Source organism: Ensifer sp. (genome assembly GCF_035999185.1).
Classification (GTDB): Bacteria; Pseudomonadota; Alphaproteobacteria; order Rhizobiales; family Rhizobiaceae; genus Ensifer.
Map to the genome: position 1 here is coordinate 1 of NZ_DASYHB010000099.1, position 17,214 is coordinate 17,214.

A 17,214-nucleotide genomic window follows, 5' to 3' on the forward strand; every position below is an offset into this window, starting at 1 on the left:
GCCGAAGGCTTCGCTCGACGTCGTCATGATCGCGCCGAAGGGCCCGGGCCACACGGTTCGCGGCGAATACCAGAAGGGCGGCGGCGTTCCCTGCCTCGTTGCCGTTCACCAGGACGCTTCGGGCAACGCCCTTGACCTCGCGCTCTCCTACGCCTGCGGCGTTGGCGGCGGCCGTTCGGGCATCATCGAAACCAACTTCAAGGAAGAGTGCGAAACCGACCTCTTCGGCGAACAGGTCGTTCTGTGCGGCGGTCTCGTCGAGCTCATCCGCGCCGGCTTCGAAACGCTGGTCGAAGGTGGCTACGCCCCGGAAATGGCCTATTTCGAGTGCCTGCACGAAGTGAAGCTGATCGTCGACCTGATCTATGAAGGCGGCATCGCCAACATGAACTACTCGATCTCCAACACCGCCGAGTGGGGCGAATACGTCACCGGCCCGCGCATCATCACCGAAGAAACCAAGGCTGAGATGAAGCGCGTCCTGAAGGACATCCAGACCGGCAAGTTCACCTCGGAATGGATGCAGGAGTACAAGTCGGGTGCGGCCCGCTTCAAGGGTATCCGCCGCGTCAACGACAACCACCAGATCGAGGAAGTCGGCGCGAAGCTGCGCGGCATGATGCCCTGGATCGGCAAGAACAAGCTGGTCGACAAGGCGAAGAACTAAGCCTTATCGAACTTTGGACTGGAAGAAAGCCGGGGCGATCGCCTCGGCTTTTTTCGTGATCTGGACTGGCCGCTTGAAAAACTGCGCTCTCTATTGCCAGAGAGACCGCAGCAGACCCAGAAAGACACTTCCAAACAGGTCTAGACAGAAGTCGGGGAACAAGGCGGCGAAGGCCGAACCGGCGGCGAAGCCAACCAGCCCGAAGCCGAGCGCCCCGTCCCAGCCATGGCCTTGCCAGCCGTAGAGGGCGCCGAGAGTGGTCGCCGTGCCGACGACCGTGATCCACCAGAGGACCCTGACGGTGGTCGTCGCGTGGCGAAGGAACGTATCGAACATCTGCCTTCCGTGCCGCAGGCCAAAACACGCTGCGGTTATACTCTGGACATATGTTCGCGCAAAGGTGATTTCCAGAGCTGCTGGAAATCAATGACCACCAGGCAGGTCGCTTTTCCGAGCCCGGCTCAAAACTCCTGCCAGGCCTGCAGTCTTTCGACCGTCGTCGTGGCGCCGCCGCAGGCGATGATGAGGATGTTGTGGTGGTCGCCCAGGCGGTCGGCGTGGGTGTAGGCGACGGCAAGGGCAGCACCGCAGGCGGGCTCGACCAGCACACGATGATCGTCGAGAAAGCGGATGCAGGCTGTTGCGGCGTCCGCATCGCTGACGATGACGCTCTCGACGGGGCGGGTCTGGCTAAGCTCGAAGGCGCGGGCGCTGACCTTGCGGGCGGCAAGCGACGTGGCAATGCCGCTGACCGCCGGGAGTTCCACCAGGGCGCCCGCCTCGATCGAGGCGGCAAGCGAGGCGGTGCCTTCGGTCTCGACGGCGAAGATCGGCACGCGCTCAAGCCCGTTGCGCTGGAGCCCTTCGGCAACGCCGGCAAAGAGCCCGCCGCCGCCCACCGAAAGGACGACGGCATCGAAGGAAAGGCCCGATCGGACCACCTCGTCGATGACAGTCGCGTGCCCGGTCCAAAGCAGCGGATCGTCGAAGGGGTGGATGAAGGCGGTCTCGGCATCGAGCGCGGCAAGGGCTGCGGCATTGGCCTCGTCCCAGGCCGATCCGTGCACGATCACCTCGGCGCCTTGCTGCCGGATCAGGCCTTTCGCCCGCTCCGTCGTCGTTTCGGGAACGAAGACCGAGACGGGGATTGCGAGCTTTCGCCCGGCATAGGCGACCGCCATGCCGGCATTGCCGCCGGACGAGGAGACGAAGCGCCGCTTGCCGTTTTGCGCATGAAACTCGCAAGCCGCGCCGACGCCGCGGATCTTGAACGAGCCCGGCGGCTGCAGCGCGTCCATCTTCAACCAGATGGAGCGGCCTGACGCGAGGCCAAGCGGCGTGGATTGAAGCAGCGGAGTTTCGAGATGAAGCGGCATGGCATACCTCGTTTTTGGAAATGCAACGTGGTGGTCGGGCGGACAGGAAGGTTGCGCGGCGTCAATCCTGAAGCGGTTTGCCTGCTCGTCGCAACGAGGGGCATCTCAGGGGCAGTGGCCGAGCTGCTGCTGCAGGCTGACTACCAGAGAATGCCGCTGAGGATCATCAGCATGACGAAGAGCAGCGAGAAGACGAGGGACGCCTTGATGGCAAGCTGGGTGTAGTCGTATCGGGGGATCTTATGCGCGAGCGTTCGCAGCATCTGCACCTCAATCAAGATTTCGGGGATTTCCGCGACGGCTTGGAGGGGACCACCTCTGCGGCAGGCTCTGCTGCGGCGCGCTCCAGGCGCATGGCCTTGAGCTTCTCGGTCTTCTTGTCGCGGGCGACCTTTTCGGCGGCAACGATTGCTCTTGCCGTATGGTCGGTGGCGGCGGCTTTCTCGCTTGCGGACGTCTTGCCCGGCTTGAAAGCTGCGTTTGGGTTCGGAGTCATGGTCTGTCTCCTAAGGAGGGGCGGCGCTTGCCGCCCCCTTGAAGCTTAGCGCGGACGCACGGCCCGCTTGGGCGCGGGCAGCAGGCCTTCGCGCTGAAGCTTCTTGCGCGTCAGCTTGCGCTGGCGGCGGATTGCTTCTGCCTTTTCGCGCGCGCGCTTTTCCGAGGGCTTCTCGTAGCTGCTGCGTGCCTTGAATTCGCGGAACAGGCCTTCACGCTGCATCTTCTTCTTCAAGACGCGCAAAGCCTGCTCGACGTTGTTATCCCTGACAAGTACCTGCAAAACATGTTCTCCTGTTGTCGGTTGCCGCGCGGTTGACGCGTGCACTGTCTGTCGAGCCTGGCGCTCAATGATGTGAGCGAAGGGTGGGGGCTTGCCGAGGGCATCGCCCGTGGCGGCCCGCGCAGTCCCTGCCTGCTCGAAGTTGGATCACTTCATTGTCGTGAACTGATCCCGTTCTTTGAAATTTCCGTAAATTCCGGGCGAAAAACCGTTGTTACGCTTTTCCCGAAACTCGCGAGACGACAAGGTCCAAAGACGCAAAAAGGTCGGGTTGTTTCCCGACCTCTTCCCGTCATTCAAGCGCCTCCCTGCCAGTTCATCCGTGGTCAGAGGAGGGCGAATGACAAATTATACGGCCCTGAGATTGTCGGCCGAGCTCTTGCCCGACTTACGGTCGGCAACGACGTCGTACGTAATCTTCTGACCTTCGGCGAGCGAGCGCATGCCGGCGCGTTCTACCGCGGAGATGTGCACGAATACGTCGGTGCTGCCGTCATCCGGCTGAATGAAGCCGAAGCCCTTGGTGCCGTTGAACCACTTTACAGTGCCTGAAGCCATGACGATTTCCTTTCAATCGTTGAGTTTGCCGGAAAATATTTCTCCGGCGTTGATCGATATTAGAGAGGAGATCTGCCCACGCGAAAGCGCAGTGTCAAAGGTCACAAGCAATATTCGATGGTGCGATATATAGACGATACTTTTTGAAACTCAATGAAAATATTAGATTATTTGAATTCGAACTGTGGCCAAAACCTCGCCAAAGGCCTGAAATGGCGGGTTTTTTCTGCGTTAATTTTTCTTCCCCTGCGCGCCCTCAAACATGTCGGCAATGCCGGTCGCGGCGTTCGGGGCGGGGTGTCTTGGCTGGGAGAAACCCGGGAGCCGGGAAGGGGGAGGCCGGATCGCCGCAGGACATGTCCGATGCGGCGGTTCCTTCCGAAGATGTCGTGGCGGCGGCGCGTATTCACAGGCGCACCGCCGCCGCTTGTCATGCGGTGGTGAAGGTCTGCGGCGAGACCTGCAAAGCGGCGGCGATGCGCTGCAGCTTGGTCGGATCGGTATCCGCGCCGAGCTCGATCTTGGAGATTTCAATTTCCGTGAGGCCAGTCGTGACCGAGAGATCATCGACAGAGTAGCCGGCGGATTCACGCGAACGCTTGATGGCAGCTCCGATTTTGACGCGGGACAAATTAGCACCCGGAGCTTTGTGTAGGTCTTTCTTAAAGGACATGAAGTGTCTCCTTCGTTGGTCCACCGGCAAGGGACTGCCGGGTGAAGGGGGCCCAAAACTGAAATGCGACTCAAATGCGATGAGAGTGCGAACCTAGGGCGTCGCTAATATAGGTAAGAAGTTTGCGGGCGCAAGTTTGCAGCGGTTGTAATGAGGAATACAAAATAATTTCAATTTGTTAGGCTGTGATTTAAGGCGTTTTGGCGGCTTTCCGGACCGTGAAATGCCCCGCATCCGGCCTGCCGACCACCGTCTCCTGCCAAGCGGCGAGAAGGGACTTTGTGGCGAGCGCATGGCTTCCGATCTGGCGTTTTCAGACGAGCGCTCTACGCCAGACGCGCCTCGATCAGAAACGGGCCGCGACGCGAAAGCGCTGCACCTGTGCAGGTTGGCAAGGCCATTGGCGAGGCCGGGGCCGGTGGGGAGCAGGGTGGCCGCCGGGCGGCCGGTCATGCGGGCTTAGCCATCGGCAGCGCGGGCCTTGAGGACGCGAGGTTTTCTCCGTGTCGATCTACGTCCGTTGCCAGGCGAGGTGGGCGCCAAGGCCGATCAGCACCGTGCCGCCGGCGCGTTGAAGCAGGCGCTGCGCCTTGCCCGAGCGGCGCATTTTCGACACGACGGCGCCGGCGAGAAACACGCAGACGAGATCGGCCGACGAGAACATCAGATTGACGACTGTGCCGAGCAGCAGGAACTGTAACCAGACCGGGAAGGCGGCAGACGCATCGGTAAACTGCGGCAGGAAGGCGACGAAGAAGATTGCGGTCTTCGGGTTCAGTACCTCGACGGTGACGCTTTCGAAGAAGGCGCGGCGCGCCGATTTGGCTTCCACGACCGGCAGGCCGCCTTCGCCGCTTGCCTTGGCGCGCATCAGCGTGAAACCCAGCCAGACGAGATAGGCAGCGCCCAGAAGCTTCACCGCCAGATACAGCGTCGGCACCGCATGAAACAGGATGGAAAGCCCGGCTGCGGCCGCAAGAACGTGGACATAACCACCGATATGAATGCCGAGCGTGGCCATGAGCCCGGCAAAGCGGCCGCGCGCCATGGTCTGGGCGGCGGCATAAAGCATAGCCGGGCCCGGGATATAGGCGAAGATCGCGGTGGTCACGAAGAAGGTCAGGAGAATGTCGAGCGATGGCATGCCTGTTACACCTCGTCTGCTGTCGCGGGCTCTTCCGTCGTCCGTTGTAGGGCCTTGCGCGGGAAAGTTGAAGGGAATTCGCGCAGGGCGCGCCGCCTAAGCGGGAACATCAGCCCGCCCGTCTCGCCCGGCCGGCTGCGTCTCAAACCGGTACCTCCTCGGCGACAGGGCGATCCGCAATCCGGGGGCTTTCCTTGAGGCCGGCCGCAACGCCTGCCCGATCTTCTGCGCTGCGGTTCTGGCTCATCTTGCGCTTGCCGTCGAGGCGGTCGATCGGCAGACGCAGGCCGATGATGCCGCGAAGCTGGGCCTTGATGAAGACAGGCGGGGCGTCGTCAACCCGCCAGGGCTCGGAGCGCCCGGCCTCGTGACGATTGGTCAGGCGGGTGACGATATCGAGCAGACGGTCCTCGTCGCTGAAGAATTCGGCCTCGCCATAGGCGTGCACGGCGACATAGTTCCAGGTCGGCACCACCTTGCCGTGCTCGCGCTTGGACGCATACCAGGACGGCGAGATATAGGCGTCTGGGCCCGAGAAGGTGGCCATGGCCTGGCCGATCGGCGCTGTCGACCCTTGTGGGTTGGCGCGGGCGACGTGGCCATAGAGCGTGCCATGGGGACCCTCGTCGCGATCAAGCAAGAGCGGCAAAGGGGTCGCCATCAGGCCGTCGGCCGTGGCGGTGACAAGGGTCGCCAGCGACGCCGCCTCGATGATGGCGTGCAGCACGCTCAGCGTCTCTTCCTTGAAGGCCGGGGGTGTGTACATGGTCTCGCTCCTTGCGCATGCCCTGTCTTAAATGCAAACTGGACTGACATGAATATCCAGTTTCCGCGTAATTCAGTGGGCCAGTTGACGATGGTGGACAGTGAGACAAGCGGTGGCGAAGCAAGCACTGGTGCCGCGCGGCGGATTTACGAGGCGCTGAGGGCGCAGATCCTCGAGGGCACCTACGGCCCCAGGGACAGACTGCCGTCGACGCGGGCTCTGGCAGCCGAGCTTGGCGTGTCGCGCACCACCGTCACTGCAGCCTACGAGCAGCTCCTATCGGAGGGCTATCTGGAGAGCCGGCAGGGCGCACGGTCGCGCGTGGCGTTGCTGAGGGACCAGGAGGCCGATCGTCCGGTGAAAGAGGAGCGTTCGAAAGCAACGCCGGAGCCCGCTGGGGCGGCGCGGCTGTCGCGCTTTGGCGCGATGCTTGGCGGCGGGCCGGCGTGGGTGCCGCCGGTTTCCCCCGGGCTGGTTGCGGATTTTCGCTACGGCGACCTGTCGGCTGCGGATTTCCCGACCGAACCCTGGCGGCGGGCAGTCAACACGGCCTTGCGACGGCGGCGCCAACGGCTCGCCTATGATGATCCTGGCGGCTCGGCGGCCCTGCGTGCAGCACTCCAGGCCTATCTCTGGCGGGCGCGGGGACTTCGCAGCGATCCCGGCCAGATCATCATCGTCAACGGCTCGCAGCAGGGGCTGGACCTTGCCGCCCGGGTGCTCGTCGATCCCGGCGATCGGGTCGCGATGGAGGATCCGGGCTATGTCATGGCGCGGCGGGTGTTTGCCGCGGCGGGTGCGGACGTCGTGCCGATTGCCGTCGACGAAGAAGGGCTGCGCACGGAGCTGATCGACGGCCTCGTTGATGCACGGCTTGCCTATGTCACGCCATCGCACCAGTTTCCGCTCGGCAGCGTGCTATCGGCGCGCCGAAGGCAGGCGCTGCTGCACTGGTCGAGATCGACCGGAGCCTACGTGATCGAGGACGATTACGATGGCGAGTATCGCTACGACATCCAGCCGATCCCGCCGCTTCAGACCATGGCGCATGCCGACAACGTCATCTATCTCGGCACGATTTCGAAGAGCCTGTCGCCGATGCTCCGGCTCGGCTACCTGGTCGTGCCGCCGTCCCTTTATCCGGCCTTTGCCGCCGCCAAGCAGCTCGTGGACCGCCATTCCCCCGTTCTTGAGCAGGAGGCGCTTGCGGCGATGATTTCGAGCGGCGCCTACGAGCGCCACATCCGCCGCAGCCGGCGCAACAACGGCCGTCGCCGTGAGGCGCTGCTCGGTGCCTTGAAGGCGGAGCTTGGCGATGCCGTGACGATATCAGGCGCTGACGCGGGCCTGCATGTGGTCGTCTGGTTCGAACGGCTGGACAAGGCCGAGGAAGGCGCGTTGATCGCGCGGGCTCGGGGCGCGGGCATCGGCCTCTATCCGGTCTCGCCGCTTTACGCTGCCGCCGATGCCGGCCATCGGCCGGACCGGGCCGGCGTGGTCATGGGCTATGCCGGCCTCGACGCGGCGGAAATCGGCAAGGGGGTGGCAGCCCTTGCGGCATTGCTGCGCTCCCCGGGCACTGAAGGCGCGCGTGCCTGAGCCCGGATCGGGATGGTTTCGACCGGGCCGCCCGTTTCATGGTGGCAGCAATCAGCTGCGCGTGCCGGTTGCGCTTGCGTCAGAGGTGCATCCGGCCCTAAAGATCAATCAGTTGGTGTGTTGCGGGGCCCTCATGAGACGTCTTTCCATCCATCCCCACCTTCATGACGTCTTCGGCGAGGAACAGCCGCCGGTCTATCTGGCGGCAATCTTTCTCTTTGGCATTGGCGTCGCCATTGCCTTTGCCGTCCTGGCCATGCCGGTTCTGTCTGCCTTGCCCTCCTGGCGGGCCGTTCTCGCCCTGATCCTCGTTGTCGACATCGCCGCCGGCTGCGTCGCCAATTTCACGCCCTCGACCAACGATTTCTATGTGGCGCGGCCGCGCAATCGCTGGATCTTCATTGCCATCCATGTGCACGTGGTGGTCATGGCGCTGCTGCTTGGCACCGGGGTCGGCCCGGCGGTTGCCGTCTGGGCCTTTACGATTGCGGCTGCCATCGCCGTCAATCTTCTGGCGGGGCATTCCGCGCAGACCTTTGTCGGCGGCCTGTTATTGTCTGTCGGGCTTGCCGGCTTGCCGCTCTTGCCCGATCTGTCGCCGGCGCTGGCGGGCGTCTTTGCTCTCTTCATGCTGAAGGTGCAGTTCAGCTTTGCGGTCGACCACTACCGCAACGTCTCGTCCTGAAATCGGTGCGCCGACATCCTTGCCTTGCATGACGCTCTTTATTAGCGTCGGGTGCAGCAAGCTCAGGAGAGACTCATGGCAGTTTCGGCGGCAGACGGGGAATTCCGCATTCCGACCTTCGACGACGTGCAGGCGGCGCGAGGCCGCATTGCCGGAATAGCCCACAGAACACCTGTCCTGACCTCGCGCACGGCGGATGCTGCGACCGGCGCCCGCCTGTTCTTCAAGGCAGAGAACCTACAACGCGGCGGCGCGTTCAAGTTCCGCGGCGCCTACAATGCCATTGCCGCCCTGCGGGAAAGTGGATCGAGGCAGGGCGTCGTTGCCTTTTCGTCCGGCAACCACGCCCAGGCGATCGCCTACGCCGCCCGCCTGCAAGGCGTGGCCGCGACCATCGTCATGCCGAGCGACGCGCCGGAAATGAAGGTGGCGGCGACGCGGGGCTATGGTGCCGACGTGGTGTTCTACGACCGCTACGCCGAGGACCGCTCGGCAATCAGCGCAAAGCTCGCGGCCGAGCGCGGCGCCGTGCTGATCGCGCCCTTCGACCATCCTGATGTGATCGCGGGCCAGGGCACTGCGGTGCTCGAGCTGATCGAAGAGGTGGGCGAGCTGGACCTGATCGTCACGCCGCTTGGCGGCGGTGGGCTCCTCGCCGGAACCGCGCTCAGCGTCAAGGAACGTTCGCCGGGTGCTGCGATCGTCGGTGTCGAGCCGGAAGCCGGCAATGACGGCCAGCAGTCGCTGCGCCAGGGCAGGATCGTCGAGATCGGCGTTCCGAAATCGATCGCCGACGGGGCGCTGACCCCGAGTATCGGCCGCCACAATTTTCCGATCATCCAGCGCACGGTTACCGACATCGTGACCGTGAGCGACGCGCAGCTTGTCGAGACCATGCGCTTTTTCGGAGAACGCATGAAGATGATCGTCGAGCCGACCGGGTGCCTTGCGGCGGCTGCCGTGCTTGAGGGCGTGCTTGCCTGCGCCGGCAAGCGTGTCGGCATTGTGCTGAGCGGCGGCAATGTCGACATGACGACCTACAGCGCGCTGTTGCGGTAGGCCCGCGACCGATCTTTGTTCGGCGCCTGCGGCGTCCGCGCACCGCCGGCCATCGGCGGTCAGTGCGGTCGGCTGCAGCGGCTCCGTCTTTCCAGTTGCCTTAAGCGGCAAAAGTGGCACACTGTGCAACGCACCGTGGCGCCGAGTGTTCAGATGCATCACGAAGGTTTCTGCAATAATCTGATTTCATAAGGGATTTTCCAGTCTGACGTTTTCAGCCGGAGTGCTGGACATGGACGAAACCAAGGGATTGCAACAGCCTTTTGACGCCTCGCGAATGCCGGGCGCGGCCAACAATTCGAGTGCTACCATCGCGCCCGGGGCGGGCGCGGCGCTCATACACAACTGGAGGGTATCGTGACGCTTGCAATCAATGACATCGCACCGGATTTCGAGGTCGGAACGACCGATGGCACGATCCGGTTTCACGACTGGATCGGCGACTCCTGGGCCGTCCTGTTCTCGCATCCGAAGGACTTTACGCCGGTCTGCACGACCGAGCTTGGCTACATGGCCCGCATCAAGCCGGAATTCGACCGGCGCGGCGTCAAGATCATCGGCCTTTCGGTCGATCCGCTCGACCGTCACGCCGGCTGGGCGGCCGATATCGAGGAAACGCAAGGCCATGCGCCGAACTTCCCGATGATCGCCGACGTCGACTACACCGTCTCGAAGCTCTACGGCATGCTGCCCGCGCCGGTCTCCGGCGACCCGACGCAGCGCACGCCCGCTGACAACCAGACGGTGCGCAACGTCTTCGTCGTCGGCCCGGACAAGAAGATCAAGCTGATCCTCATCTATCCGATGACGACCGGCCGCAACTTCGACGAAGTGCTGCGTGTCATCGACTCGCTGCAGCTGACGGCCAAGCACAAGGTGGCGACGCCGGTGAACTGGAAGCAGGGCGACGACGTGATCATCGCCGGCTCGGTCAGCGACGACGACGCCCGCAAGGTCTATCCGGACGGCTGGAAAGCGCCGAAGCCCTATATCCGCATCGTGCCGCAGCCGAAGGGCTGAGGCGGTCACTCGGCAAAGGGTGAGGGCGCAGAGCCCCTCATCCGCGCGGTGAGGGAGCCCCTCATCCGCCTGTCGGCACCTTCTCCCCGCAGGCGGGGAGAAGGGGATTTGCGGCGCCCGCCCGGCTCTTCCTCCTCCAGCGGTTGGAGGGTCCAGTCGGGGCGGCCGCCGTATAAAATTGGCTCTCTCCGCAGAGGGAGAGGAGACGCTCGGGCGTGCGGCAACGTCCCTTCGCCCCGGCTGCGGGGAGAAGGTGCCGGCAGGCGGATGAGGGGCAGCTAGCCTCCCTCGAAATGCCGGACGGCGCCCCAAGAAGGAAGCCGCGATATCGTCAGGCAAGGAGCCGCCGATGATCTTCCGTCAATTGTTCGACAGCGTATCCGGCACCTACACCTATCTCATCGCCAGCCGCCAGGGCGGCGAGGCGCTGATCATCGATCCGGTGCTCGAAAAGGTCGAGCGCTACCTGCAGCTCGTGCGCGAGCTCGATCTCAAGCTGGTCAAGGCGGTCGACACGCATCTTCATGCCGATCATATCACCGGTCTCGGGGCGCTGCGCGACCAGACGCATTGCATCACCGTCATGGGCGAGCAGACGGCGGCCGATGTCGTCTCGATGCGGGTGGCGGAGGGCGACCGGGTGTCGATCGAGGGCCTCAGCCTCGACGTGCTCTATACGCCCGGCCATACGGACGATTCCTATTCCTTCCTGATGGGCGGCGACCTGGGCAGGCGGGTGTTTACCGGCGACACGCTGCTCATCCGCGGCACCGGGCGCACGGACTTCCAGAACGGCGACCCGCGCCAGCAATATGACTCGATCTTCAACAAGCTGTTGAAACTGCCCGAGGAAACGTTGGTCTACCCGGCGCATGACTACAAGGGCGACACGGTCTCGACCATCGGCGAGGAGAAGCGTTTCAATCCGCGCCTGAGGGTCAAGTCGGTCGACGAATATGTCGACCTGATGAACAACCTCAACCTGCCAAACCCGAAAATGATGGACGTGGCGGTGCCGGCCAACGTCCACATCGGCCTGCACCAGGACGAGATTGCGCGCCGCGGCTGGGCGCTTTCGGCCAAGGAAGCGCTGGCGCTGTGCGGTCACGCCAAAATCGCGCTGGTCGATCTGCGCGAAAGGGCGGAGCGCGAAAAGCACGGTATCATTCCCGGATCGCTGCATGCGCCCTATCCGGACCTTGCGCAAAACGTCGTTGCCGGCGGCATGCTGCATGAACTGGCCGAGGCGACGGGCAAGCGCATCGTCTTTTACTGTGCCTTCGGCGAGCGCTCGGCGATGGCGGTGGAGGCGGCGCAGCAGGCGGGCATCTTGAGCGCCTGCCATATCGAAGGCGGGATTGCCGCCTGGAAGAGGGTGGACGGCCCGGTAACGCATTGATGCCGACGCATCGACGCCGACGCATCGACGCTTGTCCGTTGATGCTTGCTCATTGTTTCTGGCGCATTGACGCCGGTGGAATGCGCGCCATCTCCTATGGAAGCGTCGAGGCAATGAAGGCAGGGGTCAGGTCATGCAACGGTTTTCCTTAAGCGTCGTCAGGGAGTTCGAGGCCGATAGCGCCGAAGAAGCGGCCTTGCTGATGTACCAGTTTCTGACCCGTGAGCCGGCGCCGCTGTCCTTTGCTGTCACGGACGAGACCGGCAACGTGACCCAGCTGACGCTCGACCGGGAAAAGGCGGACGAATTCGCCAGCGTCGACCACACGGCGGACCCCGGCAACTGGTGATGCGGTGACGGCTGCCGCTAATCACGAAATGGACATTTTCGGTTGAAATGTCTCGGCTGTTCTCGTTAATCGTGCCCGCGCCCGGTTCGGGCTGCCGGAGGAAACCAGCCTTGTTCATCGCCCATCTGCCGGCCGGCTATCTGCTGAGCCGCCCATTTGCCCGTCGCCGTCCGCAGCAGGCACGTGCAATCGTTGCGGTCGGGCTTCTCTTCTCCGTGCTGCCGGATTTCGACCTCGCCTATTTCTACCTCATCGACCAGAGACGCACGCCGCATCACGACTACTGGGTGCACATGCCGGCCTTCTGGCTCGCGCTGGCGGCGATCGCGGCCCTTGTCCTTTGGGCGAGCGGGCAGCGCCGGCAACTGATCCTCGTCGGCGTTGGCCTCGCCAGCGTGCTCATGCATCTCGTGCTGGATTCGGTTGCCGCCGACATCAGCTGGCTGCAGCCGTTCTCGGACCTGCGTGTGAACCTGGTGCATGTGCCGGCGCTCTACAAACCCTGGTACCTCAACTTCCTGCTGCACTGGACCTTTGCACTGGAACTGCTGATCGCGACTGTGGCGGCCGGTTTTGCCGTGCGCGATTTCAGGGCCTGGCGTGCGGTCGAATCCACGGCCGCCTGAGACGAGCGAAACAAGGCTTCAGAATGCGCGATCGCGAAAACGATCGCTTAAGGAATTTATCATACCAATAGCTACAATTCGCATGGATCCATTTCCGATTTGTTAGTTATGAGGTTCTGATTCCCCATGTCTGGCCTGCCATCCCTTTTCCCTTCCGATGCCAAATCCATTCTCGACGCGATCAACCGGTCGCAGGCGATCATCGAATTCGATCTCGACGGCAACATCCTCACCGCCAACGAGAACTTCTGCCGGGCCATGGGCTATGAGCTGAAGGAAATCGTCGGTCGTCATCATCGTATGTTCGTCCTGGCGGAAGAGGCGGCGTCGAGCGCCTACCGCGACTTCTGGGCACGTCTTGCCCGCGGCGAATTCGACAGCCAGCAATACAAACGCGTCGGCAAGGGCGGTCGCGAAATCTGGATCGAAGCCTCCTACAACCCGGTGTTCCGCGGCAGGAAGCCCTACAAGGTGGTCAAGTTCGCAACCGACATCACCGCGACGAAGGCCAAGAGCGCCGACGACCAGGGCAAGATCGACGCTCTGTCGCGCGCCCAGGCGGTCATCGAGTTTACGCCATCGGGCGAGATCATTACCGCCAACGAAAACTTCCTTTCGACGATGGGCTATGAGCTGAGCGAGATCGTCGGCCGGCATCACTCGATGTTCTGCGAGGCGGGCTATGCGCACTCGCCCGACTATGCCGCGTTCTGGCGGGATCTGGCATCCGGGCGCTTCGTCACCGACCAGTTCATGCGCATCGGCAAGGGCGGGCGCACGGTCTTCATCCAGGCCTCCTACAACCCGATCCTCGACGATGCAGGGCGGGTGTCGAAGGTCGTGAAGTTTGCCGTCGACGTCTCCGATCGCGTCTTTGCGGTCAAGGAGATCGGCGCCGGGCTCGGGCGTCTTGCCGAATGCAACATCCGCATGACCCTGGACGAGCCGTTTGCCGGTGACCTCGAAGGCCTTCGCCGCGACTTCAACACCTCGATCGGCATGTTCCAGGAAACGCTTTCGGCCGTGCTCGGCCAGACCCGGGAACTCAACGCCAACAGCCATGAGATGAAGGATGCCGCCGAGCATCTTTCCGAGCGCACCCGCCAGCAGGCGGCAGCGCTCGAGCAGACGTCGGCGGCACTCGACCAGGCGACGGCGACCGTGCGCACCTCGACGGAGAACACCCACGAGACCCGCACGCTGGTGCAAAACGCGCGCCAGTCCGCTCACGCCTCGTCCGACGTCGTGCGTGATGCGGTCACGGCGATGCAGCGCATCAAGTCGGCGTCGGAAGAAATCAGCCAGATCATCGGCGTGATCGACGAAATCGCCTTCCAGACCAATCTTTTGGCGCTGAACGCCGGCGTCGAGGCCGCACGCGCAGGGGAGGCCGGCAAGGGTTTTGCCGTCGTCGCCTCGGAAGTTCGCGAGCTTGCGCAGCGCTCTGCCAAGGCCGCCAAGGAGATCAAGGCGCTGATCCACAACTCGGTATCCGAAGTCGCCGAAGGTGTGCGCCTCGTCGGCGATACCGGTGCCGCGCTGAAGGAAATCGAGGACTATGTCGCAGCGATCGACACCCGTATCGAGGCGATCGCGACGGCTGCCACCGAGCAGGCGGCAGGTCTTGGCGACATCAACGCTGCGGTCAACGACATCGACGCCATGACCCAGAAAAACACCAGCATGGTCAAGCGCACCGCCGACGTCAGCGTGCAGCTGGCGGAGGGGGCGCAGCGACTGACCGAACTGGTCAATCGCTTCCAGCTCAACCGCCGCACTGAGCGGCGCGAGGCCGGCACGTCGGCAGCAAACCGCGGGATCGGCGACCGGCGTCGGGCAACCGACGCACAGGCCGCCTGATGGAGGCGGGGTCGGACATGCAGGGTGTCCGGCCCCGCTCCCTCCAAGCCTCTTCGGGTCCAAGCAATTTTTGGGCTCAGATCTCTCCCGGTCTGGGCCTCTTCGGGTCGGTGAAACGGCTAGCGCTCCGTGACCGCGCCGCGCGCGGGGAGCACGAGCAGGGTCGGTAGACGTCCTCTTGAAGCGCAACGTGTGATCGTCTGTCGTTGACGAAAGCCGCCGATCTATGCATCCTGCCGGCCAGTACCAAGAGCCTGCCAACAACGATTACAAACCCGGGCTCGAGGCCGGCCGTTGCAGAGCCGTTGGCGCCTGCCGCCCGGCGCACGAAACACTGACACGACACACCGACAAGACGCATTCCTGATACGCATTCACGACGTCATTCGCATCGATTGTTCGAGGCCGGAGGGGACTGTGAAGGGAAAGCCGAGGTTTCTGCCAGCCATGCTGGCCGCAATGCTTGCCGCGTCCGTGGCCCTGCCTGCCGCGGCGGCCGATCTGGTGATCGCCATGCCGAACTGGCCGTCGGGCCAGGCAACGGCCAATATCTTGAAAGTCGGTATCGCCAAGAAGTTCGGGCTGGACGCCGAGGTCAAGGAGCTCGGCACGCTCAACGCCTTCGTCGGCTTCGAGACCGGCACGGTCGATATCCAGCCGGAAGTCTGGCGGCCGAATTTCGAGGATGTCGTTCGCAAATACGTGACTGAAAAGGGCGTCGGCAAGCTGACCGAGCGCAGCGTGCCCGCCTGGCAGGGGCTCTGCGCGACGCCGGAGGCCGCCAAGACCATCAAGACGGTCGCCGACCTCAGCGACCCCGAAAAGACCAAGATCCTCGACACCGACGGCGACGGCAAGGGCGAGATGTGGATCGGCGCCCAGACCTGGCTTTCGACCGGCATCGAGCGGGCTCGGGCGGCCGGCTACGGTTATGGCGAGAGCCTGACGCTGTTTGAGGCGGAGGAGGAAGTGGCGATGGCGGCGGTGGACGCCGCGGTCGCGACCGAGCGGCCGATGGTGTTTTACTGCTACGCGCCGCACCATGTGTTCGAGCTGCACCAGATTGCCCGGCTCGAAGAGCCGCCGCACGATGCCGCCAAGTGGAAGATCCTGCCGCCGAGCGATCCGCTCTGGGTTTCGAAGTCGAGCGCCTCGACCGCCTGGGAGGCGGCGCATTTCCAGATCGCCTATGCGTCCGCCTTCGGCAAGAAGCATCCTGACGTCGCGAAGTTCCTCGAGAAGGTGGATTTCTCGCCGGAGGAAGTGACGAAGATGAGCTATGCGCTGGAGGTCGAGCGGCAGGCGCCTGCCGACTACGCCAGGAAATGGGCCGAAGACAATGCGGCCCGCATCGACGGGTGGGCGAAACCATGACCAACGGACCTGACACCAGCAGCGCCGATCGTTCCAAGTCTCGCGCCCGCCGTCTCGGCATCGGCTTCCTTGCCGCCGTCCTCTGCCTCGGGCCGCTGGCGGCCCTTGCCCAGACCCAGATCTACGATGCCCGCACCAAGAAGTGGGTCGACTACGACAAGAAGAAAGCGCGGCAGTATTTCGCCCGCACCAACCAGGTGCCGGAGGCATTCCGCCGCCAGGTGGTGCCGTTCCGCACGGCCGAAAAGCCGGGCACGATCATCATCGACGGCAACCAGCATTTTCTCTACCTCGTCCAGCCCGGCGGGCAGGCGGTCCGCTATGGCATCGGCGTCGGGCGCGAAGGCTTCGGCTGGGCCGGCATCGTGCGCGTCGGGCGCACGGCGGAATGGCCGACCTGGACGCCGCCGGCCGAAATGGTGGCGCGCGACCCGAATGCGGCCAAGTGGGCGGCCGGCATGCCCGGCGGCCCGGACAACCCGCTCGGCGCCCGCGCGCTCTATCTCTATGAGGGCGACCAGGACACGATCTACCGTATCCACGGCACGGTGGAGCCCTGGACGATCGGCCTCGACGTCTCGTCGGGCTGCATCCGCATGAACAATGACGACATCGTCGACCTGCATTCGCGGGTGGAGATCGGCGCCAAGGTCATCGTGCTGATGCAGGGGGCCGCACTCTACAAGGGCGTTTGAACGCGGACGTTTGACCAAACGCCGCCCGAAAAGGCGGCGAGATGCTTGTCGGCTGGCTGCAGGGGACAATGGCGGCCATTCGATCCCACAGGAAACCAAGGCCAGATAATCAAAGGGGAGATCACGCGGTGAGCCAGGGGATGTTGCGTTCGAAGGGTTTTGTTGCGGCCACCTTGGCGCTTGCCATGATCAGCGGCTGCCAGTCGCCGCCGAAGCCGGAGGACATGGCGCGCACCAGCCTGCAGACGGCGCCCGCCGACCTGCAGCTTTTGTGCGCCCACGCGGTTGCCGGTGCTGCACAGGTCGACAGCACCAAGGTCCTGCCGACGAGCTCGCGCGCGCTCGACGCGGCCTCCTACAGCGTCGACCTCGACGCCGGCGGCCGCAAGTTCAACTGCATCGTCGACACTGCGGGCAGCGTGAAATCGGTGACGCCGGCCGGCTGAGGGCTGCGACGTCACGCGACATCAGCGTACACCTTTATCCTTTGAAATCATCTGGCGCCGACAGCCGGTCGCGGCGGCCTTGTTCGGTGATCCGGGTGGAAGGTCGCAGAGCGCCTGAGGCTTCTCATGTGCGCGTTTGA

Annotated in this window: 21 protein-coding genes; 12 read left to right on the plus strand and 9 right to left on the minus strand. The window is 63.7% G+C overall.

Going from position 1 to position 17,214, the window contains the following annotated elements; translation table 11 throughout:
- Positions 1-667: ketol-acid reductoisomerase (ilvC, locus tag VGO04_RS10150; RefSeq protein WP_327495824.1), on the plus strand; the 667-nt coding region annotated here is incomplete at its 5' end.
- A 90-nt stretch (positions 668-757) separates the two neighbouring features.
- Here the strand turns inward: ilvC and VGO04_RS10155 are convergent.
- The 9 genes from VGO04_RS10155 to VGO04_RS10200 form a co-directional block, all read right to left on the minus strand.
- Complete coding sequence (locus VGO04_RS10155) at positions 758-1,003, minus strand: hypothetical protein (RefSeq protein WP_327495825.1); 246 nt, start codon at positions 1,001-1,003, stop codon at positions 758-760.
- A 125-nt stretch (positions 1,004-1,128) separates the two neighbouring features.
- Positions 1,129-2,043: a pyridoxal-phosphate dependent enzyme gene (locus tag VGO04_RS10160; RefSeq protein ID WP_327495826.1), complete on the minus strand. Its 915-nt coding sequence runs from the start codon at positions 2,041-2,043 to the stop codon at positions 1,129-1,131.
- Positions 2,044-2,183: 140 nt separating this feature from the next.
- Positions 2,184-2,306 carry a hypothetical protein gene (locus VGO04_RS10165; protein WP_327495827.1) on the minus strand — a complete coding sequence of 41 codons (123 nt, stop codon included), beginning with the start codon at positions 2,304-2,306 and terminating at the stop codon, positions 2,184-2,186.
- 11 nt (positions 2,307-2,317) lie between these two features.
- Positions 2,318-2,539, minus strand: a complete 222-nt coding sequence (locus VGO04_RS10170) for a hypothetical protein (RefSeq protein ID WP_327495828.1) — start codon at positions 2,537-2,539, stop codon at positions 2,318-2,320.
- A gap of 45 nt (positions 2,540-2,584) precedes the next feature.
- Entirely contained in the window at positions 2,585-2,821 is a 237-nt protein-coding gene (gene rpsU / locus VGO04_RS10175; protein WP_327495829.1) for a 30S ribosomal protein S21, read from the minus strand.
- Positions 2,822-3,169: 348 nt separating this feature from the next.
- Positions 3,170-3,379, minus strand: a complete 210-nt coding sequence (locus VGO04_RS10180) for a cold-shock protein (protein WP_327495830.1) — start codon at positions 3,377-3,379, stop codon at positions 3,170-3,172.
- Positions 3,380-3,809: 430 nt separating this feature from the next.
- A complete protein-coding gene (locus VGO04_RS10185; protein ID WP_327495831.1) occupies positions 3,810-4,052 on the minus strand; it encodes a helix-turn-helix transcriptional regulator in 243 nt (80 codons plus the stop codon).
- Between the two features lie 511 nt (positions 4,053-4,563).
- Positions 4,564-5,196 (minus strand): LysE family translocator, encoded by a 633-nt coding sequence (locus tag VGO04_RS10195; protein ID WP_327495832.1) that lies wholly within the window; start codon positions 5,194-5,196, stop codon positions 4,564-4,566.
- Positions 5,197-5,338: 142 nt separating this feature from the next.
- Entirely contained in the window at positions 5,339-5,962 is a 624-nt protein-coding gene (locus tag VGO04_RS10200; RefSeq protein ID WP_327495833.1) for an FMN-binding negative transcriptional regulator, read from the minus strand.
- Positions 5,963-6,052: 90 nt separating this feature from the next.
- Between VGO04_RS10200 and VGO04_RS10205 the strand changes: the two genes are divergently transcribed.
- From VGO04_RS10205 to VGO04_RS10255, 11 genes are all read left to right on the plus strand, one after another.
- Positions 6,053-7,561 carry a PLP-dependent aminotransferase family protein gene (locus tag VGO04_RS10205; RefSeq protein ID WP_327495834.1) on the plus strand — a complete coding sequence of 503 codons (1,509 nt, stop codon included), beginning with the start codon at positions 6,053-6,055 and terminating at the stop codon, positions 7,559-7,561.
- A gap of 133 nt (positions 7,562-7,694) precedes the next feature.
- Positions 7,695-8,246: a hypothetical protein gene (locus tag VGO04_RS10210; protein WP_327495835.1), complete on the plus strand. Its 552-nt coding sequence runs from the start codon at positions 7,695-7,697 to the stop codon at positions 8,244-8,246.
- Positions 8,247-8,321: 75 nt separating this feature from the next.
- On the plus strand, positions 8,322-9,305 hold the full coding sequence (locus VGO04_RS10215) for a threo-3-hydroxy-L-aspartate ammonia-lyase (RefSeq protein WP_327495836.1): 984 nt from the start codon (positions 8,322-8,324) through the stop codon (positions 9,303-9,305).
- Between the two features lie 357 nt (positions 9,306-9,662).
- Positions 9,663-10,325 (plus strand): peroxiredoxin, encoded by a 663-nt coding sequence (locus VGO04_RS10220; protein ID WP_327495837.1) that lies wholly within the window; start codon positions 9,663-9,665, stop codon positions 10,323-10,325.
- A 349-nt stretch (positions 10,326-10,674) separates the two neighbouring features.
- Positions 10,675-11,724: an MBL fold metallo-hydrolase gene (locus VGO04_RS10225; protein WP_327495838.1), complete on the plus strand. Its 1,050-nt coding sequence runs from the start codon at positions 10,675-10,677 to the stop codon at positions 11,722-11,724.
- Between the two features lie 133 nt (positions 11,725-11,857).
- A complete protein-coding gene (locus VGO04_RS10230; protein WP_327495839.1) occupies positions 11,858-12,073 on the plus strand; it encodes a hypothetical protein in 216 nt (71 codons plus the stop codon).
- 110 nt (positions 12,074-12,183) lie between these two features.
- Complete coding sequence (locus VGO04_RS10235; protein WP_327495840.1) at positions 12,184-12,699, plus strand: metal-dependent hydrolase; 516 nt, start codon at positions 12,184-12,186, stop codon at positions 12,697-12,699.
- A gap of 126 nt (positions 12,700-12,825) precedes the next feature.
- On the plus strand, positions 12,826-14,559 hold the full coding sequence (locus VGO04_RS10240) for a PAS domain-containing methyl-accepting chemotaxis protein (protein WP_327495841.1): 1,734 nt from the start codon (positions 12,826-12,828) through the stop codon (positions 14,557-14,559).
- 447 nt (positions 14,560-15,006) lie between these two features.
- Positions 15,007-15,933, plus strand: coding sequence for a glycine betaine ABC transporter substrate-binding protein (locus VGO04_RS10245; protein ID WP_327495842.1), 927 nt, complete (start codon positions 15,007-15,009; stop codon positions 15,931-15,933).
- Positions 15,930-16,628 (plus strand): L,D-transpeptidase, encoded by a 699-nt coding sequence (locus VGO04_RS10250; protein WP_327495843.1) that lies wholly within the window; start codon positions 15,930-15,932, stop codon positions 16,626-16,628. The genes VGO04_RS10245 and VGO04_RS10250 overlap by 4 nt, the downstream gene beginning before the upstream one ends.
- 140 nt (positions 16,629-16,768) lie before the next feature.
- Positions 16,769-17,074, plus strand: coding sequence for a hypothetical protein (locus VGO04_RS10255; RefSeq protein WP_327495902.1), 306 nt, complete (start codon positions 16,769-16,771; stop codon positions 17,072-17,074).
- Positions 17,075-17,214 lie beyond the last annotated feature (140 nt).